This is a genomic window from Tessaracoccus yangjingae (genome assembly GCF_055326235.1).
Window position 1 is genome coordinate 111,349 of the sequence record NZ_JBUZNN010000008.1, and the last position, 22,499, is coordinate 133,847.

The 22,499-nt window shown below is 71.4% G+C and carries 20 protein-coding genes and 1 riboswitch; of the genes, 6 read left to right on the plus strand and 14 right to left on the minus strand.

Features of this window, described 5'->3' with window-relative positions; translation table 11 throughout:
- Positions 1-34: 34 nt before the first annotated feature.
- The 6 genes from ACZK5D_RS12270 to tdh all read right to left on the minus strand — a co-directional run bounded on the left by ACZK5D_RS12270 (position 35) and on the right by tdh (position 5,563).
- Positions 35-721: a TenA family protein gene (locus ACZK5D_RS12270; protein ID WP_458995982.1), complete on the minus strand. Its 687-nt coding sequence runs from the start codon at positions 719-721 to the stop codon at positions 35-37.
- Positions 718-1,575, minus strand: a complete 858-nt coding sequence (gene thiD / locus ACZK5D_RS12275) for a bifunctional hydroxymethylpyrimidine kinase/phosphomethylpyrimidine kinase (RefSeq protein WP_463665484.1) — start codon at positions 1,573-1,575, stop codon at positions 718-720. The genes ACZK5D_RS12270 and thiD overlap by 4 nt, the downstream gene beginning before the upstream one ends.
- A complete protein-coding gene (thiE, locus tag ACZK5D_RS12280) occupies positions 1,572-2,252 on the minus strand; it encodes a thiamine phosphate synthase (RefSeq protein WP_463665485.1) in 681 nt (226 codons plus the stop codon). The genes thiD and thiE overlap by 4 nt, the downstream gene beginning before the upstream one ends.
- Entirely contained in the window at positions 2,249-3,103 is an 855-nt protein-coding gene (gene thiM / locus ACZK5D_RS12285) for a hydroxyethylthiazole kinase (protein ID WP_463665486.1), read from the minus strand. Before thiM ends, thiE begins: the two co-directional genes overlap by 4 nt.
- Positions 3,097-3,192: riboswitch (TPP riboswitch) on the minus strand. Its footprint overlaps the gene before it by 7 nt.
- Positions 3,193-3,317: 125 nt before the next feature.
- The gene (gene kbl, locus ACZK5D_RS12290) at positions 3,318-4,526 is read right to left on the minus strand and encodes a glycine C-acetyltransferase (protein WP_463665487.1); all 1,209 of its coding nucleotides are present in this window, start codon (positions 4,524-4,526) and stop codon (positions 3,318-3,320) included.
- An 8-nt stretch (positions 4,527-4,534) separates the two neighbouring features.
- Positions 4,535-5,563 (minus strand): L-threonine 3-dehydrogenase, zinc-binding type, encoded by a 1,029-nt coding sequence (gene tdh, locus ACZK5D_RS12295; protein ID WP_463665488.1) that lies wholly within the window; start codon positions 5,561-5,563, stop codon positions 4,535-4,537.
- Between the two features lie 106 nt (positions 5,564-5,669).
- Between tdh and ACZK5D_RS12300 the strand changes: the two genes are divergently transcribed.
- The 3 genes from ACZK5D_RS12300 to ACZK5D_RS12310 are packed head-to-tail and all read left to right on the plus strand — an operon-like array spanning position 5,670 to position 7,511.
- The gene (locus ACZK5D_RS12300; RefSeq protein ID WP_463665489.1) at positions 5,670-6,644 is read left to right on the plus strand and encodes a PfkB family carbohydrate kinase; all 975 of its coding nucleotides are present in this window, start codon (positions 5,670-5,672) and stop codon (positions 6,642-6,644) included.
- Between the two features lie 19 nt (positions 6,645-6,663).
- Positions 6,664-6,945, plus strand: coding sequence for a DUF2277 domain-containing protein (locus ACZK5D_RS12305; RefSeq protein ID WP_463665490.1), 282 nt, complete (start codon positions 6,664-6,666; stop codon positions 6,943-6,945).
- On the plus strand, positions 6,942-7,511 hold the full coding sequence (locus tag ACZK5D_RS12310; protein ID WP_463665491.1) for a maltokinase N-terminal cap-like domain-containing protein: 570 nt from the start codon (positions 6,942-6,944) through the stop codon (positions 7,509-7,511). Before ACZK5D_RS12305 ends, ACZK5D_RS12310 begins: the two co-directional genes overlap by 4 nt.
- Before the next feature lie 15 nt (positions 7,512-7,526).
- On the opposite strand, the gene ACZK5D_RS12315 is transcribed toward ACZK5D_RS12310, so the two are convergent.
- Both ACZK5D_RS12315 and treS read right to left on the minus strand, forming a co-directional pair.
- Positions 7,527-8,486, minus strand: a complete 960-nt coding sequence (locus ACZK5D_RS12315; RefSeq protein WP_463665492.1) for an L-lactate dehydrogenase — start codon at positions 8,484-8,486, stop codon at positions 7,527-7,529.
- A 12-nt stretch (positions 8,487-8,498) separates the two neighbouring features.
- The gene (gene treS / locus ACZK5D_RS12320; RefSeq protein WP_463665493.1) at positions 8,499-10,760 is read right to left on the minus strand and encodes a maltose alpha-D-glucosyltransferase; all 2,262 of its coding nucleotides are present in this window, start codon (positions 10,758-10,760) and stop codon (positions 8,499-8,501) included.
- 97 nt (positions 10,761-10,857) lie between these two features.
- On the opposite strand from treS, the gene clpB reads away from it, so the two are divergent.
- A complete protein-coding gene (gene clpB, locus ACZK5D_RS12325; protein WP_463665494.1) occupies positions 10,858-13,425 on the plus strand; it encodes an ATP-dependent chaperone ClpB in 2,568 nt (855 codons plus the stop codon).
- Between the two features lie 295 nt (positions 13,426-13,720).
- On the opposite strand, the gene ACZK5D_RS12330 is transcribed toward clpB, so the two are convergent.
- Positions 13,721-14,314, minus strand: coding sequence for a DUF1707 SHOCT-like domain-containing protein (locus ACZK5D_RS12330; protein ID WP_463665495.1), 594 nt, complete (start codon positions 14,312-14,314; stop codon positions 13,721-13,723).
- A 105-nt stretch (positions 14,315-14,419) separates the two neighbouring features.
- Positions 14,420-14,794, minus strand: coding sequence for a hypothetical protein (locus tag ACZK5D_RS12335; protein WP_463665496.1), 375 nt, complete (start codon positions 14,792-14,794; stop codon positions 14,420-14,422).
- A gap of 294 nt (positions 14,795-15,088) precedes the next feature.
- Here ACZK5D_RS12335 and pdxH point away from each other — a divergent pair, with 294 nt between their 5' ends.
- Complete coding sequence (gene pdxH, locus ACZK5D_RS12340; RefSeq protein ID WP_463665497.1) at positions 15,089-15,733, plus strand: pyridoxamine 5'-phosphate oxidase; 645 nt, start codon at positions 15,089-15,091, stop codon at positions 15,731-15,733.
- A gap of 78 nt (positions 15,734-15,811) precedes the next feature.
- Here pdxH and ACZK5D_RS12345 read toward each other — a convergent pair whose 3' ends face one another.
- The 4 genes from ACZK5D_RS12345 to ACZK5D_RS12360 all read right to left on the minus strand — a co-directional run bounded on the left by ACZK5D_RS12345 (position 15,812) and on the right by ACZK5D_RS12360 (position 20,505).
- Complete coding sequence (locus ACZK5D_RS12345) at positions 15,812-16,699, minus strand: ATP-grasp domain-containing protein (RefSeq protein WP_458995997.1); 888 nt, start codon at positions 16,697-16,699, stop codon at positions 15,812-15,814.
- Entirely contained in the window at positions 16,696-17,370 is a 675-nt protein-coding gene (locus tag ACZK5D_RS12350) for a hypothetical protein (protein WP_463665498.1), read from the minus strand. The genes ACZK5D_RS12345 and ACZK5D_RS12350 overlap by 4 nt, the downstream gene beginning before the upstream one ends.
- A 9-nt stretch (positions 17,371-17,379) precedes the next feature.
- Entirely contained in the window at positions 17,380-19,209 is a 1,830-nt protein-coding gene (locus ACZK5D_RS12355; RefSeq protein ID WP_463665499.1) for a S8 family serine peptidase, read from the minus strand.
- A gap of 96 nt (positions 19,210-19,305) precedes the next feature.
- Entirely contained in the window at positions 19,306-20,505 is a 1,200-nt protein-coding gene (locus ACZK5D_RS12360; protein WP_463665500.1) for a PQQ-dependent sugar dehydrogenase, read from the minus strand.
- Positions 20,506-20,948: 443 nt separating this feature from the next.
- Between ACZK5D_RS12360 and ACZK5D_RS12365 the strand changes: the two genes are divergently transcribed.
- Positions 20,949-22,391, plus strand: coding sequence for a hypothetical protein (locus tag ACZK5D_RS12365; RefSeq protein ID WP_458996001.1), 1,443 nt, complete (start codon positions 20,949-20,951; stop codon positions 22,389-22,391).
- Positions 22,392-22,499 lie beyond the last annotated feature (108 nt).

Below are 22,499 nucleotides of genomic sequence, written 5' to 3' on the forward strand. Positions count from 1 at the left end.
TTCCATAACGCCAAGCCAGACGGCTGTGACACGTTCAGGCCGGCCAGGCCTCCACCTCGTAGGACCGGCGCCAGAACTGCTCCTCGTACCAGGTGGCGTCGACGAAGGCCGTGAGCATCCGCCCCCTGGTGGCGTCGTCGGCCTCCGCGGCGGCGTGGTCGAGGAGGGCGATGGCCTCCCGGGTGACCTGTTGGAAGGCGGGATCGGCGTAGGCGGCCACCCATCCGGCGTAGGGATGGTCGTCGAGCTGCGCGGCCCGGTGGGCGAGGGTGGCGCCCACGTCGGCGTACACCCAGTAGCAGGGCAGCACCGCCGCGACACCGACCGCATACGGCTCGAACGCCGTCGCCGCGAGGAGCGAGTTGACGTAGGCGCGGGTGGTGGGGGAGGCGACGGCGGGGCGGGCGAGGCCGCTCAGCCGTTCGTCGGCCAAGAGTGCGTCGTGCATGAGCACCTCGGCCTCCACCGCCTCGCCGGCGCTGCGTGCCCAGAACGCGGCGGCCTGGGAGGTGGGGGCCCGGGAGGAGAGGGTGGCCAGCGCCCGGGTGTAGCCGCGGAGGTAGAAGTCGTCCTGTCCGAGGTATTCGACGAAGCGGTGCGCCTCCAGGGTGCCGTCGGCGAGCTCAGTGAGGAGGGGGAGCGTGTCGATGCGCCCGCGGATGGCGGCGGTGGCGTCCCAGGCCTCGGCGCTGAAGGGCCCCGGGGTCCAGTCGGGGCTCACAGCCACGACTCCACCCGGCCCACGAGGTGGTTCACCGGGCCGTGGCCCTGGTCAGCGGTGCGGCTGAGCCGCCAGCCCGCGCCGGACTCGAGGGCGCGCATGAGGTAGTCGCGCGCCTCCTCCACGGACTCGAGCCGCACGCCGGTGCGCCGGGTGTCGCCCCGGCGGGCCGCGACGGCTGCGATCGCCGAGCTCAGGGTGCAGCCGGTGCCGTGGGTGTGCCGGGTCGCGATGCGGGGGCCGGTCAGCAGGGACAGCTCGTCGCCGTGGGCGAAGACGTCCGTGAGCTCGGTGCCGGTGAGGTGCCCGCCCTTGGCCAGGACGGCGCGGGCGCCGGCGTCGACGAGTTGGCGCGCCTGGCGGATGAGGCCGTTGGTGTCGGTGACGGGCGGTTGGCCGAGGAGGACGGCGGCCTCGGGAACGTTGGGCGTGACGACATCGGCGAGCGGGAGCAGGCGGGTGCGGACGACGTCGACGGCGTCGTCGGTGAGCAGCGCGTCGCCGGACGTGGCGATCATGACGGGGTCCAGGATGATGAGGCCCGCGTGGTCGCGGCGCTCCTCGAGCACGTCGGCCACCGCGTTGGCCACCTCCGCGTTCGAGAGCATGCCGAGCTTCGTGGCGGCGACGGGGAGGTCGTCGAACACCGCCAGGATCTGGTCGCGGACGAAGGACGGGTCGACCGGGCGGGCCGCGCGGACCCCCTGGGTGTTCTGCACGGTCAGACCCGCTAGGGCGGCGGCGCCGTAGACGCCGAGGGCCGTGAACGTCTTGAGATCCGCCTGGATGCCGGCGCCCCCGCTGGGGTCCGAGCCTGCGATGCTCAACGCGATCTTCGGGGTGGTGGTGGTCATCGGGTTCTCCAGAGGGCGAGCAGCCCGGCGGCGGCGGCTCGCGGATCGGGGGCGGTGGTGATGGCGGACACGACGCAGATCCCGTCCACGCCCGTGGCGATGGCCTGCGCCGCGTTGGCGGCGTTGATGCCGCCGATCGCGAGGGTCTTCGCGCGGGCCGCGGTGCCTGCGACGAGCCGTGCGGTGCCGTCGGACCCCAGCGCGGGGGCGGCGTCGGTCTTGGTGGGTGTGGCCCACAGTGGGGAGAAGCCGAGGACGTCGGCCGTCTGGTCCGCGAGCTCGGCGTCCAGTTCGTCCTGGGTGGAGATGCTGAGGCCGATGAGGAGATCCGCGCCGAGGCGGTGCCTGGCCTGCGTGATGTCGCCGTCGTCCTGGCCCTGATGGAAGTGGAGGCCCAGCTCCTCGGCCACGTGGAGGCGGTCGTTGACGACGAGCGCGACGGGGCGCCCCGTCTGATCCTGGGCGCGGCGGGCGGCCTGCACGCAGGCCCTGGCGAGGGCGAGGAACTCGTAGCCGGGGAGGTCCTTGTCGCGGATCTGCACCACCCCGGCGCCGCCGAGGACGGCCTGCTCCACGACGTGCGGGACCCGGTCCGGGCCGCCGGAGAGGGCGGTGTCGGTGACGTAGTAGAGGCGCCAGTCGACGCCGTCGGCGAGGCCGGGCGAGGCCTGTGTCATGCCTGCTCCTCGATGGTGACGAGGGCGGCGACCTCTTCGGGCGTGAGCGCGTGGAGGGCGTCTAGCCAGGCGGTGCGGAAGCTGCCCGGGTGGCGGGCGTGCTGGGCGGCCGTGAGCCCCGCGGCGCCGAAGAGGGCGTGGGCGGCCACGACGGCGTCATGCGCGGCGTGCGTGTCGCGGCAGGCGCCGAGTGTCGCGGCCACCGTCGCGCCGAGCGCGCAGCCGGTGCCGATAACCAGCGGCATCAGCGGGTGCCCGCCGGTGATCCTGGTGGTCTGGGTGGGGCTGACCACCACGTCCACCGGGCCGGAGATGGCCACGACGGCGCCCGTGGCGGCTGAGAGGCTGCGGGCGGTCTCGACGGCGGCCTCCACCTCGTCGGTGGCGTCCACCCCGCGACCTCCGCCGCTGGCGCCGGCGAGGCCCAGGATCTCGGAGGCGTTGCCGCGGATGGCGGTGGGGCGGTGGGCGAGGAGGTCGCGGGCGAGCTGCGTGCGCACGGGGAGGGCGCCCACCGCGACCGGGTCGAGGACCCAGGGGGTGCCCGCGCCGTCGGCCGCCGCCGCCGCGCGGCGCATGCCCTCGTGCTGCTCGGAGAGGCCGTTGCCCACGTTGATGAGCAGGGCGGAGGCGACGGTGGCGAAGATCGCGGCCTCCTCGGGGAGGTCGATCATGGCGGGTGCGGCCCCGACGGCGAGCAGCACGTTGGCGGTGATCTCGGGCACCACGGTGTTGGTCATGCAGTGCACCAGCGGGGTGGTGTCGCGGAGGGCGGCGAGGATGGCGCTCGTGGGGTGCGGTGGGGCGACGTCGGTGGCGTCGCCGGGCGTGGAGGGGGTGGGAATGGTCATGAGAGGTGGCTCCCTTCGCTAGCACGACCTAGATCAGGTGTTGCGGGTGTGTTCTCAGCCCCGACTTCGGGGCACCCCGGCTTCGGCGAGCCTACCAGTGGGCCCTCCCGCCCCGCTGACCGCGAAAAAGTGCCCGCAGTGCCGGTGCCCCCTGCCGGCCTGAGCGTGAAGCCCGTCACTGGGGGACCGTCTCTCCGCGGTTGGGAACCACTGATCAATCGGTCTGAGCCTCGCCGACGGCGGCGCGGGCCGCGACGAAGGCGCCCACCGCGACATCAAGGTCCGCCCGCGACAATCCGGCCGACATCTGGGTCCGGATCCGGGCCGCGCCCCTGGGCACGACGGGGAAGGAGAACGCCCGCACGTACACGCCCCGGGCCAGCACCTCGTCGGCCATCCGCGCGGCGAGGACGGCGTCGCCCAGCATCACCGGGACGATGGGGTGGTCGGACTCGGGGATGTCGAACCCCTCCTCGACCATCCGACGGCGGAAGTAGGCCGTGTTCTCAGCCAACCGCTCCAGCAGGGCCGACGAGGTCTCCAGCAGGTCCAGGCAGGCGATCGTCGCGGCGACGATCGACGGCGCCAGCGAGTTGCTGAACAGGTACGGCCGCGACCTCTGCCGAAGCAGCTCCACCACCTCGGACCGGGCGCACGTGTACCCGCCCGAGGCCCCGCCCAGCGCCTTCCCCAGCGTTCCGGTCAGGATGTCCACCCGGTCGATCACGCCGAAGCGCTCCGGCGTCCCCGCGCCGGTCTCGCCGACGAAGCCCACCGCGTGCGAGTCGTCGACCATCACCAGAGCGTCGTACTCGTCGGCCAGCGCGCAGATCTCGTCGAGCGGCGCCACGAACCCGTCCATCGAGAAGACCCCGTCGGTGGCGATCACGCGGTGCCGCGCCCCCCGCGACGCCTCCAGCTGGGCGCGCAGGTCAGCCATGTCGCGGTTGCGGTAGCGGTAGCGGGCGGCCTTGCTCAGGCGGACGCCGTCGATGATGGAGGCGTGGTTGAGCTCGTCGGAGATGATGGCGTCCTCGGCCCCGAACAGGGTCTCGAACAGGCCGCCGTTGGCGTCGAAGCAGGAGGAGTAGAGGATGGTGTCCCAGCCGTCGAAGCCGTTGCGTCCGGTCCGGAGGAACGCCGTCATCCGCGACTCCAGCTCCTGGTGCTGCGTCTGCGTGCCGCAGATGAACCGCACCGACGCCATGCCGAAGCCCCACCGGTCGTAGGCGCGCTTGGCGGCGTCGATCAGCACCGGCGAGTTAGCCAGCCCCAGGTAGTTGTTGGCGCACAGGTTGATCACCTCGCCGGAGGGGGTGCCCACGTGCGCGGCCTGCGCCGTCGTCAACGGCGCCTCCGTCTTGTACAGGCCGTCGGCGCGCAGCTGCGCGAGCTCGCCGCGGATGTGGTCCAGGAATGCCATGGTGGTCCTCACTCGTCCCAGGTCAGGATGACTTTGCCGGCGTGACCCGCCGCCGCGACATCGAACGCCTCGCGGAACGACGACGCCGGGAAGCGGTGGGTGATGACCCCCGAGATGTCCAAACCCGAGCGCAGCAGCGCGCTCATGGCGTACCAGGTCTCGAAGATCTGCCGCCCGGTCACGCCCTGGATGGTCAGCATGTTGAAGATGATGGTGGAGAAGTCCACCTCCAGCGGCCTCGACGGCGTGCCCAGCAGCGCGATCCGTCCCCCGTGCGTCATGTGCGCGATCATCGACGACAGCGCGGCCCCGGAGCCGGACATCTCCAGCCCGATGTCGAACCCCTCCCGCATGTCGAACCGGTCGTACACGTCGGCCAGGTCCTCGCGCGACACGTTGACGGTGTTTGTCAGCCCCAGCCGGCGGGCCAGCTCGAGCCGCTCGTCGTTGAGGTCGGTGACCACGACGTTGCGCGCCCCCTGGAACTTTGCCACCAGGGCCGCCATGATCCCGATGGGACCCGCGCCGCTGACCAGCACGTCCTCGGCGAGCGCCGGGAACTGCAGGGCCGCGTGGACGGCGTTGCCGAACGGGTCGAAGATGGCCGCGACATCCGGATCCACCGCCGTGTGGTGCACCCACACGTTCGACGACGGCATGGCGAAGTACTCGCAGAAGGCGCCGTCGACGTGGTAGCCGATGCCGCGCGTGTTGCGGCAGAGGTGCCGCTTCCCCGCGAGGCAGGCCCGGCAGCGCCCGCACACGTAGTGCCCCTCGCCGGAGACGAACTGGCCCACCTCGAGCCCGGTCACCGAGGAACCCAGCTCGACGATCTCGCCGCAGAACTCGTGCCCCACCACCAGCGGCGTGGTGACCACCTGCGACGCCCAGCCGTCCCAGCTGTCGATGTGCAGGTCCGTGCCGCAGATGCCGGTGCGCATGACACGGATGAGCACCTCGTTGGGGCCGGGCGTGGGTCGCGGGAGCTCGATCAGCTCCAGCCCCGGGCCGGGCCGCGTCTTCGCAAGTGCCAGCATGTGCCCCATCGTGGCAGATGCGCCCCATGGCCGCCCCCGCAGGGGCGGGATCGCTACCGTGGGGCGAGGGACGCGCCGATCGAGCCGGCCAGGTGATGATCGACCAGTGTTCCCGAGCGCCGACGGCGGCGCGGAGAGGCGGCAGGCCATGGGCCCGGTGGTGCGCACGGTGACCTTCAACACCGGCTTCGACGATCACTTCCTCGTCGACGGCGTCACCTGGGGCGGCGTCGAGAAGGCGAGGGCGTACGAGTCGCAGCCGTCCGGGAAGGGCGTGTTCGTGGCCCGGCGCGTGGCGCTGTGCGGCGTGCCCGCGCACGCCTACTACCTGATCGGCGAGCGGGAGCAGGCGCAGCACGTCTCGGAGGTGGAGGCGGCGGGGGTCACCGTGCACAGCGTCCCCGTCCCCGGGCGGACGCGGCACAACCTCACGCTGCTCATGGAGGGCCACGTCGCGGCGCACATGGTCTCGCCCGGCTACCAGCTGGTCTCGGCCCGGCCGGCCGAGGAGCTGCTCGCGGCGGTGGTCGCGGACACGCAGCCGGGCGATGTGGTGACGCTCAACGGCTCCATCCCCGCGGTGGTGCCGCCGTCGTCGCTGGCCTCCACCGTCGTGTCGCTCGCGGCGAGGGGTGCCCGCGTGATCTCCGACAACCAGGGCCCTCAGCTGGTCGCGGCCGTGGCGACGGGGCTGCTGGCGGCGGTCAAGCCCAACGACGAGGAGGTCCGTGCGCTCGACGTGCTGGGGGAGGCCCACGACCTCGTCGGCTACCTCACCCTGCTGGCCCGGTTCGGCGTCGGGCTGCCGATCATCACCCTCGGCGCGAAGGGCGTCGCCTTCCTCGACGGCGGGAAGGCGTGGCGCGGCGGATGCCGGGTGGAGCGGCCGAAGCTGTCGGTGGGCGCCGGCGACGCCTTCGTCACGGGGCTGGCCATCGGCGTGCTGGAGGGTCGCGCACCCCGCGACACCGTCGCCTGGGCGTCGGCCTGTGCCGCCGCGCATGTGACGGGCGTCGACGACGCGGGATTCAGGGTCGCGGCCGAGGAGTCGGTGTCGCGGTTCGAGGCTGTGCCCGCCTGACCCGACGTAGGGTTGTGGCATGTGTCGCAACATCCGGCCCTTGAACAACTTCGAGCCCCCCGCCACCAGCGACGAGGTGAACGCGGCTGCGCTGCAGTACGTGCGCAAGGTCGCGGGCGTGACCAAGCCCAGCAAGGCCAACGAGGAGGCGTTCCACCGCGCCGTCCACGCCATCGCCCACATCACCGCGGACCTGCTCGACGAGCTGGTCACCACGGCCCCGCCGAAGGACCGCGAGGAGGAACGCGTCAAGGCGCAGGCAAGGGCTGCGAAGCGCTACGGAACCCCGGTCGCGTCGTGAGCCGGGCCGCCGAGTTGCACGTCGGCGCAACGCTGGAGCCGTCGAAGCTCGAGCTGCTGGCCCGGTGGCTGCCGGGGCAGCAGTGGTTCCACGGGGGCGAGGCGGGCCTGCGCCGCGCCGCCTACTTCCGCTTCGTGGACCCCGATGGTGAGGTGGGCCTGGACTGCATGGTGGTGGAGGCGAAGGGCGACTACTACTTCGTGCCGGTCACCTGGCGCGCCCAGCCCCTCGACGGCGCGGACCTGATCGGCACGCTGCAGCACTCGGAGCTGGGGCTGCGCTACTGCTACGACGCGGCCACGGACCCGGTCTTCGTGGCGGAGGCCACGCGGGTGATCAGCGAGGCAGGCAGTGAGGCCGAGCTTCGCGATGCCCATGGCAACCAGCTGCCCATCACCATGACGGCCAGGGGCACGGGGACCCTCCCGGGGGAGGGCAGCAGGCTCGAGGTGATGCGCCTGCTCGAGCGCGCCATCCCCACCCCGGACAACGCGGCCGGCTCCCTGATCGGCCGCTGGACGGACCACGCGGGCCCCCGCCACGACGTGCTCGCCATCCTCCACTGACGTCCGCGGGCGCCGTCAGAAGCCGAGGCCCTCGGACATCGCCCGGATGTGGTCCGCGCTCACGCGCAGCTGCGTCAGCTCGTCGTCGGAGACCGGCAGCTCCAGCTGGGTGCCCGCCCCGTCGCGCCCCACCACCGTCGGCACGGCCATGCAGACGCCCGAGATGCCGTGCCAGCCCTCCAGCATCCGCGACACCGGCAGCACCCGTCGCTCGTCCCGCAGCACCGACTCGATGATGCGCGTGGCGGCCAGCCCGATGGCGTAGTTGGTGGCGCCCTTGCCCTCGATCACCTCGTAGGCGGCGTTGACCACACGGTGCGCGATGCTCTCCCGCTCGCCGGGGCCCAGCCGCCCCGTCGTGCGCTCCCACTCCGTCAGAGGCACGCCGCCGATGGTGGCGGTGCTCCACAGCGGGGTCTCGGTGTCGCCGTGCTCGCCGCAGACGTAGGCGTGCACGTTACCCACCGCGACGTCACAGGTGGTGGCGATGAGCTGCCGCAGGCGCGACGAGTCCAGCACGGTGCCCGAACCGAAGAGGCGGTTCGACGGCAGCCCGCTGATCTTGAGGGCGGCCTGCGTGGTGACGTCGACGGGGTTGGTCACCATGATGAACGTGGCGTTGGGGGAGCGCTCCACCAGCGGCGGGATCACCTTGCGGATGAGCGCCACGGTGGACCCAGCGAGGTCCATCCGCGTCTGCCCGGGCTTCTGCTTGGCTCCGGCAGTGACGACGACGACGTCAGCACCGCGAGTGATGTCCACGTCGTCGGAGCCCTCGATCACCGCCTCGGGCAGGAACTGCCCGCCATGGGCGAGGTCCAGCGCCTCGGCGCGCACCTTGGGGCCGTTGACGTCGTGCAGGACGACGTGCCGGGCCACCCCGCGGATGAGGGCCGCATAGGCCAGCGACGATCCGACCGCGCCCGCGCCGACGATGGCCAGCTTGGCGCCTTCCCTGTACTGGGCTGATGACATGGGCCGATTCTCTCAGTCGCGGATGATCATGGCCAGGCCAGCGAAGGCGGGCAGCTCCACGGAGAAGCCGCCCAGGTCGTCGACGGTGCCCACCTTGCGGCGGGTGCTGAGGTCGAACACCCGCCCGCCCGGCAGGTGGTCCGACTGCACCCTGGCCTCGATCTTCTCGGACCCGAAGTTCAGCGCGGTGATCTGAACCGCGCCGATCTCCAGCTCGTTGACCAGCACCAGCAGCGCCCGGTGACCCACCTCCGGCACGTCGAGTAGGCGGCCCGAGGCCAGGCCGTTGCGCTTGCGGACCTTGAGGATGGCCGCCAGCCGAGAGGCGAACGACGTGTCGCGCTTGAGCTGCTCGGGCAGCGGGCCGTAGAGGGTCCGGGCGCGGGGCATGCCCGAGGCGGACTTCTTGACGTCCGGCGCGACGCCGAGGATGTCGTAGGCGCCGCGCTCGATCCACCGGGTGTCGCCGCTGCTGATCAGGCTCTTCACGGCGTCGCGCTCCAGGGGCAGGGCGCCGACGAGGTCCCAGCCGGACAGCGCGAACACGCCCGGCTGCCAGGCGTTGTACATGCACATGAGGAGGTGCGCGTTCGCGATGCGGCGCACGTCGCCGTCGGTGATGGTGGACAGGTCCGTGATGCCCAGGGAGGCGGTGATGATGGACGCGGTGGTGCTGGCGATGCCGTTCTGCGTGAACACGGCGTTGTAGGGTCCGGCCGGGCCGGTGAGGGTGTCGCGCATGGTCTGCTGGATGTGCTCGGCCAGCTCGTGGCCTCGGTAGTCGCGGCCGCCGAGGGTGTAGAGGTCGTCGCGGTGGGCGGCGGCGAAGTGGACGAGCTCGTAGGTGAGCTCGTCGTGGTTCTGAAGCGCGTGCACGAGCGAGGCCTGGTCGATGCCGATCTCCATGGCCTCCCGGAGGACCAGCCGCAGGAACTCGGTATCGCTGGTGGCCAGCGCGAACTGGGCGGCGGGGCGGGTGATGAAGTCGTAGGAGAGGTCCGGCCCGACGGCGCTGGTGCGGTGGATGTCGTCGATGGCCAGGTTGAGCTCCTGGAACGTGAAGCCGCCCACCTTGCGCACCATCGAGCCGATCAACTGGTTCGCGGCCTGCGACAGCGGATGCCCCTCCGACCAGGCCGGGGACCGGTCGAAGGTGCGCTCCACGCCGAGGAAGCCGTTGGCGTCGAGCCGCAGTCCGCCGGAGCCCAGGTCCAGCAGGGAGTGCAGCGCGTCGCCCATGACCAGGCGCATGCCGGCGCAGGTGGGGTCCAGCCAGTTGATCGTGGGCTGGCCCTCCTTGAAGTAGTGCAGGTACACCCAGCGCCGGAGCGTGCCCTTGTAGTCGCGGATGGGCGGGGTGACGGACCAGTTCGTCTCCTTCACGCCCGGCTCGTAGAAGATCACGCGCTGCAGCGCGCCGATGATGTAGCCCTCGTCGGAGAGCGCGCGCTCCGCCTCGGCGGTGAGGTTGACCGAGTCTCGGCCGGGGGGCACGTCGGGCAGGAGATGCCAGGCCGCCTCGGGGATGTCGACCATGTGGAAGATGCCCGGGTAGTCGCGGTAGTTCAGCTCGGCCAGGCGGAAGTCGGCCCCCTTGCCGGTGTGGCCGGGGACGATGTCGTCGATGATCGTGCCGTTGTGCCGGCTGGCCGTCTCGCCCATCTCGCGGAACTCGTCCTCGGTGCCGAAGAGCGGGTCGATGGCCATGGACATGCGGTCGAAGTGCCCGTCGACGCTGGGCGTGACCTCCCACCCGTCGAGGCCTCCCGCCAGCTTGACCGGCCCGGTGTGCACCGCGTCGATGCCGACGGCGGAGAACGCGTCCCAGAGCTCGTTCGAGCCCAGCGCCCCCAGGAAGGACTGCCCGGGCGCGGTGATGTGGGACAGGGGATAGGCGGTGTACCAGACTGACGCGCGTTGGAGCGCGGCGCGTGGGTCCGGGTGGGCGTACGGGTTGGACCACATGGTGTGCTTGCCGGCGAGCTGCCGCGCCACCTTCTCCGCGTCGTGCAGCATCGACTGCTCCTCGAGCCACTCGACGTAGGCCCGGTTCGCCCCCGAGGCCTCGAACGGAGGAGTGATGGGGCTCTCGTCGCCCTGACGACGGCGAGCCCGGGGGCGCAGCCGCGACGGACGGGCGGCGAAGCGGGCCTCGTCGAAGGTGATCTCCGGCATCACCTCGTCGGCGGGGTCCTCGGGCTCTGCCGGGGCCTGATCCGCGGGGGCGGTCTTCGAAGCGGTCTTCTCGGCGGTGTCGTCGGTGCGCTTGATCACGCCACCGAGGCTACCCCGCCAACGTCCACGCGAAGGGTGAAATCGAGGTTGAGTGTAGTAGACTCAACTCTGAAAACTGCTTCAAGGAGACACCCTGATGAACACCGAAAAGCTCACGACGAAGTCCCGCGACGCCGTCACGGCGGCGGTCCGGCAGGCCCTCACGCACGGCAACCCCAACACCGAGCCGGTCCACCTCATGCACGGGCTGCTGCTCACCCCCGACAACACGGTGGGCGCCCTGCTGCAAGCGGCCGGCGCCGACCCGGCGCAGATCGACGCGGCCGCCACCGCGGCCATCGGAAAGCTCCCCTCCACCTCCGGCTCGTCGGTCTCGCAGCCCGCTCTGTCCGGCCCGTTCGCGCGGGTGCTGGCGTCGGCGGAGACCCTGGCCGACAGCCTCGGCGACGACTTCGTGGCCACCGAGCACCTGCTGATCGGCCTTTCGATGGTGGCCTCAGAGGCCAAGACCATCCTGGACCGCGCGGGCGTGACCACCGACGCGCTCAAGGCGAAGTTCGAGGAGCTGCGGGGCGGCAAGCGGGTCACGTCGGCCGAGTCCGAGGGCGGCGAGTCGGCCCTGGACAAATACTCCATCGACCTCACGGAGCGCGCCCGCTCCGGCAAGCTGGACCCGGTCATCGGCCGCGACTCCGAGATCCGACGCGTGGTCCAGGTGCTCGCCCGGCGCACGAAGAACAACCCCGTGCTGATCGGCGAGCCCGGCGTGGGCAAGACCGCCGTCGTCGAGGGCCTGGCGCAACGCCTTGTCGCGGGAGACGTGCCCGATTCGCTCAAGGGCCGGCGCCTGGTCTCGCTGGACCTGGCGTCGATGGTGGCCGGCGCGAAGTACCGCGGCGAGTTCGAGGAGCGGCTCAAGGCCGTCCTCACCGAGATCCGTGAGGCCGAGGGCCAGGTGATCACCTTCATCGACGAGCTGCACACCGTCGTCGGCGCCGGGGCCTCCGGCGAGGGCGCGATGGACGCCGGCAACATGCTCAAGCCCATGCTGGCCCGCGGCGAGCTGCGGATGATCGGCGCCACCACCCTCGACGAGTACCGCGAGCGCATCGAGAAGGATCCGGCCCTGGAGCGCCGCTTCCAGCAGGTCTACGTGGGGGAGCCGTCGGTGGAGGACACCGTCGCCATCCTGCGCGGGCTGCGCGAGCGCTACGAGGCGCACCACAAGGTGCGGATCACAGACTCCGCCCTGGTGGCCGCCGCCTCACTCTCGGACCGGTACATCACCTCCAGGCAGCTCCCTGACAAGGCCATCGACCTGGTCGACGAGGCGGCGTCGCGGCTGCGGATGGAGATCGACTCCTCGCCGGAGGAGATCGACATGCTCCGCCGCGACGTGGACCGGATGACCATGCAGACGTTCCACCTCGAGAAGGAGGCCGACGAGGCGTCGAAGGAGCGGCTGGCCGCGCTGCGGGCTGAGCTCGCGGACGCGCAGGAGAAGCTGCGCGGCCTCGAGGCGCGTTGGGAGTCCGAGAAGAGCGGGCTCAACCGGGTGGGCGACCTCAAGGAGCGCATCGACCAGCTCCGGGTGGAGGCCGACAAGGCGCAGCGCGAGGGCGACCTCACGCGGGCCTCACAGATCCTCTACGGCGACATCCCGGCGGTCGAGCGTGAGCTCGCCGAGGCCGAGGCCACCGACACCACGTCGCAGATGGTCTCCGACGAGGTGGGCGCCGGCGACATCGCCGAGGTGGTGGGCGCGTGGACGGGCATCCCCGTCGGCCGCCTGCTCCAGGGTGAGAGCGAGAAGCTGCTCCACATGGAGGAGCGGATCGGGGAGCGGCTCATCGGTCAGGCCCAGGCCGTCAAGGCGGTCTCCGACGCCATCCGCCGCTCGCGCGCCGGCATCTCGGACCCGAACCGGCCAACCGGCTCGTTCCTGTTCCTCGGCCCCACGGGCGTGGGCAAGACCGAGCTGGCCAAGTCGCTGGCGGACTTCCTGTTCGACGACGAGACCGCGCTGGTGCGCATCGACATGAGCGAGTACTCGGAGAAGCACTCCGTCGCCCGCCTCGTCGGCGCCCCTCCCGGCTACATCGGCTACGAGGAGGGCGGCCAGCTCACCGAGGCGGTCCGCCGTCGGCCGTACTCCGTCGTGCTGCTCGACGAGGTGGAGAAGGCGCACCCGGACCTGTTCAACATCCTGCTGCAGGTGCTCGACGACGGACGCCTCACCGACGGCCAGGGCCGGACGGTGGACTTCCGCAACACGCTGCTGATCATGACCTCCAACCTCGGGTCGCAGTTCATGGCCGATCAGATGCTGTCGGTGGAGGAGAAGCGCAACTCCGTGATGAGCGTGGTGCGGCAGGCGTTCCGGCCCGAGTTCCTCAACCGGCTCGACGACGTGGTGCTGTTCGACGCCCTGACCAGCGAGGAGCTGGGGCGGATCGTCGACATCCAGATCTCGAAGCTGAACCGTCGGCTGGAGTCGCGGCGGATCACGATCGACGTGTCCGAGGCTGCGCGGCTGTGGCTGGGGGAGGTGGGGTTCGACCCGGTCTACGGCGCACGCCCGCTCCGTCGCCTGGTGCAGACCACCATCGAGGACCAGCTGGCCCGCGGGCTGCTGTCGGGAGAGATCCACGACGGCCAGACCGTGCGGTTCGACCGGATCGGGGAAGGGATCGGGCAGGTCTGAGGGATCCTGCTGTCGCGGTGGGGTGTTGAGCCTGACACGGCTCTCGCGGTGGGGTGTTGAGCCTGACACGGCTCTCGCGGTGGGGTGTTGAGCCGGATCTGGGTGTCAACGCCAGAGGGATCGATCACATCGGCGGAACGGGGCCTTGAGATCCATTTCCGGCTCAAGTGCCCTCACCGAGAGCCGTGTCAGGCTCAACTCACCCCACCGAGAGCCGTGTCAGGCTCAACGTCAGCGAGGCACAGGCCCAGGCGCGGCGGTCAGCGGCCGATCTCGCGGCGAAGTGCCTCGACCGTCATCTTGGCGGTGTACAGGTCAGGTCCCGGTAGCGCCGGATGGCGCTCATCGGCCGGCCGGCGTTGATCTCCGCGATGAGCTCCTCGCGCTCGTAGAACGTCAGCGGACGCGGAGGCGCCGCGACGGCCTGCTGGCGCCGCTGCCGCTCCTTCGTCAGCGACGGGGCGATGACCCACACCCAGATAGCGATGGCGGGGATGAGGAATCCCAGCCGGCCGTCGGTGAGCGTGGTGAGGCCGACGGCCACCAGGATCAGCCACCACTGCGCGTACCAGGGCGTGGGCGGCGCCTGATGGTGGTGCACGGCGGTCTCCGGCGACGGCGACCCGTACGTGGCGGGCACCTCCGGCGCGCCCCATGCGGGTTGCGGCTGTGCGAAGGGCATCGCGGGCTGTTCCGGTTGCCCGGGGCGCCGGCCCGGGAGGTCGGTGAACAGGACCGCCAGCTCGCTCCCGGTCTTCGCCTCGAGGGCCTTGGACATCCGCTCGTTGAACTCGTCCGAGGTGAGACGGCCCGACGACATGTGCTCCTGGAGCAGCTCGACCGCCTCGTCGCGCTCGTGGTCGCCGATCCGCATCTCGTCGTTGGCCATGGAGAACAGCCTACTCCCGCACGGCGTTCCCACGTCAGCCCGGGACCCCGTCGATGAGGGACCGAACCTTCCACGGCTAGGGGCGATCCGGCCCTGTGAGGTGATCTACGGCTGTTCCGCGGGGAAGATGGGGTCGGCGTCGTCGTTGGGATCGAAGAACCCCACCCCGTGCTTGGCCGCCAGGTTCCGTCCTGCCTCCCGCGCCTTCGTGGCCTCGCTGTCGGGACACTGTGCCAGTGTGGACGACGGGCCGCACCGGTAGGTGGTGGTGCCGTCGTCCGCGTCCGTCAGTGGGCCGTTCATGGGCGGGAACCTGTCGGAGAAGTCCGAGTACCAGTTGCGCAGGGCGACGGTGCCGTTCTCCGGATCGTCGAGGTCCAGGCCGGCGCCTCCGGCCCCGAGGCCCCTGCTCCATGCGAGGAAGTCCTCGATGTCGCGAGGGGCGGACGCGGGGTCGAAGACCAGGATGTCGTAGCTCATGGGGGATACCTCCTTGTCGAGGACGATAGCCCGCTCCTGGCTCGGGCGAGGGTCGCTGGCCGATTCGGGGGTCTCGCTGGCACGAATGTGCGGTCGGGAGCCACCTCGGGTGCGGTGGCGGCACCCGGGGGCGAGATCGACGGCGTGTCGTGCACAGGGGGTGGCGGGGTCGAGAAGGGGTGGATGTCCGGGCGTTGGCGGGGCCAGGGCTCCCGGGGGGTGAACGGGGTGGGGATCGAGGGGTTGGCGGGGGCCCGGGGCTCCCGGTGGGCGCGGCGCTGGTTGGATGGGGTCATGAACGCGACACTCCGTGACGTCCGCCGCGACTACTCCGGGCAGGGGCTGCCCGAGGACCTTGCCGTCTTCGACCCGTGGGCGTTCCTGGACGCATGGATCGCGGACGCGCTGGCCGCGGACGAGCCAGAGCCCACCGCGATGACCGTGTCCACCGTCGGCCTGGACGGCCGCCCGCGCAGCCGGGTGCTCCTCCTCAAGGAGGCCTCACCCTCGGGACTGGTGTTCTTCTCCCACTACGACTCCCCCAAGGGGGACGAGCTGGCCGCGACACCGTCGGCCGCCGTCAACCTCTGGTGGCCCACCCTGATGCGCCAGGTCCGCGCGGTTGGCGATGTCCACCCGCTCACCAGGGACGAGAACGTGGAGTACTTCCGCAGTCGACCGCGGGCGAGCCAGGTGGGGGCGTGGGCGTCGCGGCAGTCGCGGGAGCTGGGGTCGCGGGCGGAGCTGGAGGCCGCGGTGGCCGCCGCGGCGGAGCGCTTCGCCGACGGCGGCGAGGTGCCGTGCCCTCCCGGGTGGGGCGGCTGGCGGCTCATCGTGGACGACTTCGAGTTCTGGCAGGGCCAGCCGAGCCGGCTCAACGACCGGGTGGCCTGCCGCCTGACCGACGACGGCTGGGCGGCCACCAGGCTGCAACCCTGAGGACGCGCTGATCGTCCATGTCGCGGCCGCGGCGCACCGGATCGGACGTCGCCGAGAGCAGGAGCGACCCTTGATCGCCTACCCCGCGAGGTGACGGGCGAGCGCCTCGGCGATCTCGCCGTCGGCGTCGTAGGCGGACCAGACGGGGGAGGTGTTCGCCTCGAAGCAGCACCAGCGGCCGTCGGGGGTGCGGCGCAGGTCGAGGCCCGCCAGCTCGAGGCCGAGGCTCCGGGCCAGGGCCACACACCGGCCGGCCACGCCGTCGGGCAGCTCGTCGCGGGTCAGCTCCGCCTCGCCGTACCGGTAGTCCACCGCGTCCGAGGTGATGCGGTGCGCGAACACCCGCCGGCCCACCACGTGCGCCCGGAACTCCACGCCGTCGACGAACGCCTGGAACTGGGTGGGGCACCACTCCACCGCCGCGAAGTCCTCGTCCTCGGCCACGAGCCGCACGATGCTCCTGACGGCGCTCGTCGACTTGACGATGACCCGGCCGTGCCGCGACACGAACGCCCGCGCGGCAGCCGGGTCCGTGGTGAGCAGGCCGGTGGGCACCTCGAACCCGGCCGCGCGGATGGCGAGCGCCTGGGCCGGCTTGGAGAAGTTGGACGCCGAGGCTGCGCGCCGGTTCACCACCCGCACCGACGGGGGCGCCAGTTCCACCCAGTCCCGCAGCCCCGCCGCCAGCAGGGGATCGGCCGCGCCGTGGGCGCGCAGGTAGCACCCGGACACGGCGTCCGGGGCCACCTCGGTGCCGGCGATGTGGAGGCTGCCGCCGGACAGCTGCACGCCGTCGCGCGTGAGGTCGGCGAAGGCCCCCGGCAGCCCGAGGCGCACGACTGCGGCCCAGGCCGCCGCCAGCGGTGGGTCGTCCGGGCGTCCCGCGATCAGGATCCGCGGGACTTCTCCCGACGCGCCGTCGGGGCCGGCCGGCGCGGTCGCGGTAGCGAAACCGCCGCCGGTCATGCCGCCCGCCTCCCCCGGTGCGCGGTCGCGATGACGACAGCGGCCTGGTGGGTCGCGTCGGCGAGGGCAGGCAGCGGGACCACGGAGACCAGCTCTTCACGCTCGGCGGCGAAGAAGGCCCGCAGCCACGGCACCCCCGCCCACGCGGCCATGGCGGTGACGGCCCGCCGCAGCGCGGGGGCGGCGGCCCCGGTGACCACGCCACCCGTGACCGCCACCTCCCGGAACAAGTCGCCGTCAGTCCCAGCGCGCCCTGCGACGGGCACGCCCGCGGCGCGCGCCCAGGCCGCGAGGGGGGCGTCGGGCCCCGCCAGCGACTGGTCGCCCGGGGGGACGAGCACCTGGCCGCTGACGGAGGTCATCCAGTAACGGAGGAAGGCCGCCATCTCCGCGGCCACGTACTCCGCGTCCTGCTCACGGATCCAGACCAGTTCGGCCGGGTACACGTCGTCGAGCAGGCTCACCACCAGCGACGCCTCCGACGCCGCCATGATCTCGCCGTCGACCACCATCCGGTCGGTAGGCGCACCCGGCGGTGAGGCGAGGGCCCAGCCACGCCGCGACAGGTCCCGGGGAGTCATGACCCCCACCGGTCCGCCCGACAGCTCCGCCACCCGCCGGGCCAGCCCTGGCGCCCATGGATCCACCTGATGGGCGAGCAGCACGATCACCGCCGGCCCCTAGTCGAGGTCCGGCCGCGACTCCGGGTCGATGAACGCCGCGCCGATCCTCTCGACGGAGCGCTCCAGCTGGTCGAGGCGGACCCGGAGCTCGTTGACGACCGGGTCGCGCAGGTCCTCCGGCCGGAAGTCCGGCACCTCCCGGCCGCTGCGCTTGATCTCGTCGATCTCCACCCTCATCTTGTCGAACTCGCGGATCTTCTTGAACCAGTCGAACTCGTCGGTGAACCGCTTGAGGTCGATCTCCCGCCGGATGGGCTTGATGTCGTCCTCCCACTTGATCTTGAGGATCTTGACCGCCTGGACCGCGGCCAGCACGTCGATGCGGCCGTAGCCCATCTGGTTGTTCCACGTGCCGTTCGCGTATCCGGGCGTGGTGGCGTAGGCCACGGTGCCCACCTTGGCCGCCGTCGTCTCGATGACGTTGCGCACTGCCGTGTTGGTGAGCGACGGCTTCCTCGAGATGAGCAAGGCCGCCAGGCCGGCCACGTGGGGTGTCGCGGCGGAGGTGCCGTTGAAGGTCATCGTGTAGTCGCCCGCGGCGTACCCGTCACCGCCGGTGCGGTCGGGTGCCGGGCAGAGCACGCCCGGGGCCACCACGGAGATCTGGGGGCCGAAGTTGGAGCCCCATCCCTCCCCGTCGGGGCTGGCGGGGGACTTGCGGTTGTCGGCCTGATCGGAGGCGCCGACGGCGATGACCAGCGGGTTCGTCGCCGGGTAGGTGATGCCGTTGGCCGTGTTGTGGTTGTGCGTGGCCACGCACATCACCAGCCCCGCCGCGTGGGCCTCCGCGATCGCGGGGTCGATGATGGCGGCGTCCCAGCCGTTCCAGCCGAAGCTCATCGAGATCACGCGCGCGCCCTGGGTGCGGGCGTAACGGATGCCGGCGGCCACCTCGGTGTCCGACCAGGTGGAGAAGGCGATCGGCAGGATCCGGCAACCGCCCGCGACACCCGCGGTGCCGACGGAGTTGTTCAGCGGCGCCGCGGCGATCCCCGCGCACGGGGTGCCGTGGTTGCCGGTGGGCGCGCCCGTGCCGGACATGGTGCCCAGGTTGATGCCGTTGCCGGCGAAGCTGCCCACCAGGTCCGGATGGTTGAGGTCCACCCCCTCGTCGAGGATGGCCACCGTGACCGACGCGGCGCCCAACTGGACGTCCCACGCCGTCGAGCCGGCGCCGCCCGCATTGATGCGCACCATGTCCCACTGCGAGGCGAACAGGGGGTCGTTGGGGTTCATGGCGACGGGGACCACCAGCGGGATGAACTCCAGTTTCACCTCCGTGCCCAGCTTCTTCGACAGCTCGTCGCGGATCTCGTAGGCGGGCCGGTTGCCGGCGGTGACGGTGTAGACGTCGTAGTCGCCGAGCCATTGGCTGCGGACGTCGTCGCGCACCAGCCCGAACTGCTCCAGCACCTTGACCTGCGCGGGGTCTCCGGCGGTGACGCTCGGGATCACCACCGCGTCGGCCTTGGGGGACAGGTACTCGGTGGACCCGGCGAACTCGGCGGCGTAGACGGGGGCCACCCACTCCGCCCCGTCGCCGGAGGCGATGGCCTCCGAGGGGGGCTTGAACTTCTTGCCGTCGCTGGTGCGGGTGAAGACCAGCTCGGGGGTGTTGTTGATCGAGGCGTGCGGCATGGCGTCCGCCCCGGCGCCCCGGGCGGCCGGGCCCGCCTCGCCCTGGGCCTCGAGCGGGACGAGGCCAAGGGCGGACAGCGTGTCGTCGGGCCCTGCCGCGCGCGTGACGGGCAGCTTGACGAGCACCTGGGACGGGACGAGCGTCAGCTTGGCGCCGCTGGGGTGGACGATGGAGGTGGGGAATGGCATGACGGGCTCCTTCCGGGAACGCCCCAGACCGGGCGGTTACCCGTCAAGAGCAGAGGCCCGCCCCTGTTGATACACCGTCGGCCTGACGTCGCGGAGTCAGGCGGGAATCAGCTCGAGCAGCCGGCCGCCGGAGCCGTCTTCAAGCAGCCAGATTCCGCCGTCGGGTGCCTCGGCCACCGCGCGGATACGGGCGCCCATGGGCCAGTTCTCGGCCTGGGTGGCCGACTCGCCGTCGAGGTCCACCCGCACCAGCGCCTCCCCGGAGAGGGCGCCGAGGAAGGCGTCGCCCTTCCAGGCGGGGAACACGTCGCCCGTGTAGATCATCAGCGAGCCGGGCGAGATGCTGGGCGTCCAGAACGCCTTGGGAGGCTCGAAGCCGTCGCCGTCGGCGTGGTCGGGGATCCCGCCGCCGCCGTAGTGAGAGCCGTTCGAGGCCTCCGGCCAGCCGTAGTTGAGCCCTGGCTGGATCAGGTTGAGCTCATCGCCGCCCTGAGGGCCCATCTCGGAGGCCCAGAGACTGCCGTCGGCGTCGAGGGCCAAGCCCAGCGGGTTGCGGTGGCCGATGCTCCAGAACTGGTCAGCGACGCCACCCTCGGCGGCCCACGGGTTGTCAGGCGCCGGGTCGCCGTCGAGCGTGAGCCGCAGGATCTTGCCCAGGGTGCCGTCCATGGCCTGGGCAGGGTCGAACTTCTGCCGGTCCCCGGAGCTGACGAACAGGTGCTCGCCCTCGATGAGCAGCCGGTGCGAGAAGTGCCCGTTGCCGTCCACCTTGGGCGCCTGCTCCCAGATGGTCTCGACCGCGGTCAGGGTGGCCGCCTCGACGTCCAGCCGGGCGCGCCCCACGACGGCGCCGGTGCCGCCGTCGCCCCGCTCCACCCAGGAGAGGTAGACGGTGCCGTCGTCGGGGAAGGTGGGGCCGGGGATGAGGTCGCCGAGGCCGCCCTGGCCTGCGGCGGCCACCTCCGGCACGCCGGGTACCTCGCGGACGGTGCCGTCGGGGTCGCGGAGCTTGAGGGTGCCCCCGCGTTCAGTGATGGCCATCGTTGCGGTGCCGGGGAGGAACGCCAGGGCCCATGGCTCGTCGAAGGCCTCGTGCTCCACGACGACGAACTCGTGCGTCTCCGGGATCGTGGTCGTCGAGGGGCTCGGTGAGGCAGGCGTTGTCGAAGCGGGGGAGGGCGCGCTACCCGTCGACTCCGCGGGCACGCGGGTGGGCATGTCGGTGGCCGTGCCGGCCGGGCCTGAACAGGCGGCGAGTCCGGCGAGCGCGAGGGCGGCTGGGGCGAGTCGTCGCATGCATCGACGCTACCCGCCACCTTCAACGAGGGACCAGACGTTGCCCGCCCGATTGTTGCGCTGCATTACCAGAAAACCGAGGGATGCGCTAGACCCGAAAGCGAGTAACGTCCAAGTGTCTTCTCAGAGGGAAGCTGTCATGGTACGGAATCAGGGGCCCCGCGCCACCGGCACGGGCACCGCGGCTCGGGTGCGCGGGCGAGACCCGCCACGGTCCCACACAAGGAGTGCCGACGCGCTGGCGTGGCCTCCCACAAGGGTTGATTCAAGCTCCGCGCCGCCGACGGTGGCGGGCGGTCCCCTACCTGCATTCCACGGATCATCCGAGGGGGAAAACGATGAAACTCGCACACCGGGGCACTCCCGGTTCCCACGCGGCCAGTGCTGGCCGCCTCCGCCGCCTACTTCTGGTTGCAGCCAGTGCGGCTCTTTTGTTTGTTGGCATGACTCTCCCGTCCGCCGGCGCCTTCCTGACGGGCAGCACGTTCGAGGGCGACGACGGCAACAAGACTGTCGACGCCTCGGGGAAGCTCGACTGGGACAACGTCCCTGGTGCCGTGACGGGTCAGGACCAGACGTCCGGGTCCGGCGACAACTCGTTCGGGCAAGGCTCGAAAGAGTCGATGACCAATCCCGTCATTGTCGAGGGCGGCATCCCGCCCAACAAGAACGACCTCACGAACTTCTACGTGGCGTACGAGCTGGGCGCCAACGACCACGTCTTCCTCTACCTGGCCTGGGAGCGGCTGGAGAACTCCGGCAGCGCGAACCTCGACTTCGAGATCAACAAGGTCTACAACGAGGATTGGACCGAGGACACACGGGGCACGATCGACCTCGGGCGGAGCGCCGGTGACCTGCTCGTCACCTACGACTTCGGCGGGTCCGGTACCCCGGTCATCGGGCTCTACGTGTGGACCACGACAGGCAGCCCCACCTGCGTCGCCGGAAAGGGAGTGCCGTGCTGGGCCGGTCCCGGCACGTTGGATCCCACCGAGGCGATCGCCGCGGTCAACGCCGACACCGGGTTGTTCGGTGAGGCGGCCATCGACCTCACCGCGTCCGGCGTCATCCCGGCCGGGTCCTGCACGGCCTACGGCAGCGCGTTCGTGAAGAGCCGCTCGTCGGGGTCCTCGGTCGACGCATCGCTGAAGGACTTCATCTCGCCGGAGGAGATCAACCTGGCCAACTGCGGCAGCCTGATCGTCAAGAAGGTCACCACCGGCCAGCCCGACGGGCTGGACGAGTCGTTCCCGTTCACCGCGGCCAAGACGTCCACGGCGGGCACCGCCCTGTCCCCGGCGAGCTTCTCGCTGGGCCACAACGACACGCAGTCGTTCGCGGCGCTCCAGCCGGGAACCTACAGCGCCACGGAAGGAACGCTGCCGAGCAGCCTCTGGAGCTATGGGGGCTATTCGTGCGCGGGTGACAACGGCTTCTCCACCGTCACGGGCACTGGCACCACGGCTTCGGTGACACTCGGACTCAGGCAGAACGTCACCTGCACGTTCACCAACGCCTTCACGAAGGCGGCACCCACCGCGACGACGGCGCAGAGCCTGATCCCCAACGACACCTTCACCCTGTCGGGAGCCTTCGTCGCGTCCGGCGCGACGGTGCCGGGAGGGACGGTCTCGTTCAAGCTGTTCGCCCCGACCGACGCGACGTGCTCCGGCACGCCGGCGCTCCAGGCCAACTCCGTCGCACTGACCGCTGCGGGCACCACCCCGGCGACCTTCACTGCGGCGACGGCCAACACCACGTTCGTCGCGTCCGCGGAAGGCACGTGGCGGTGGCTGGTGGTCTACACCGGTGACACCTTCAACAACGGTGTGACGAAGGCCTGCGGCGTCGAGCAGTTCACCATCGACAACGACGCGTCGTAGCGGCGCGCCCCCGCATCACTCGGACGGCCGCCGGCCGAGGCTGAATACCTCGGCCGGCAGACCACACCATGCTCACCCCACGGTGGGCGGGGGCAGAAAACCCCTGAT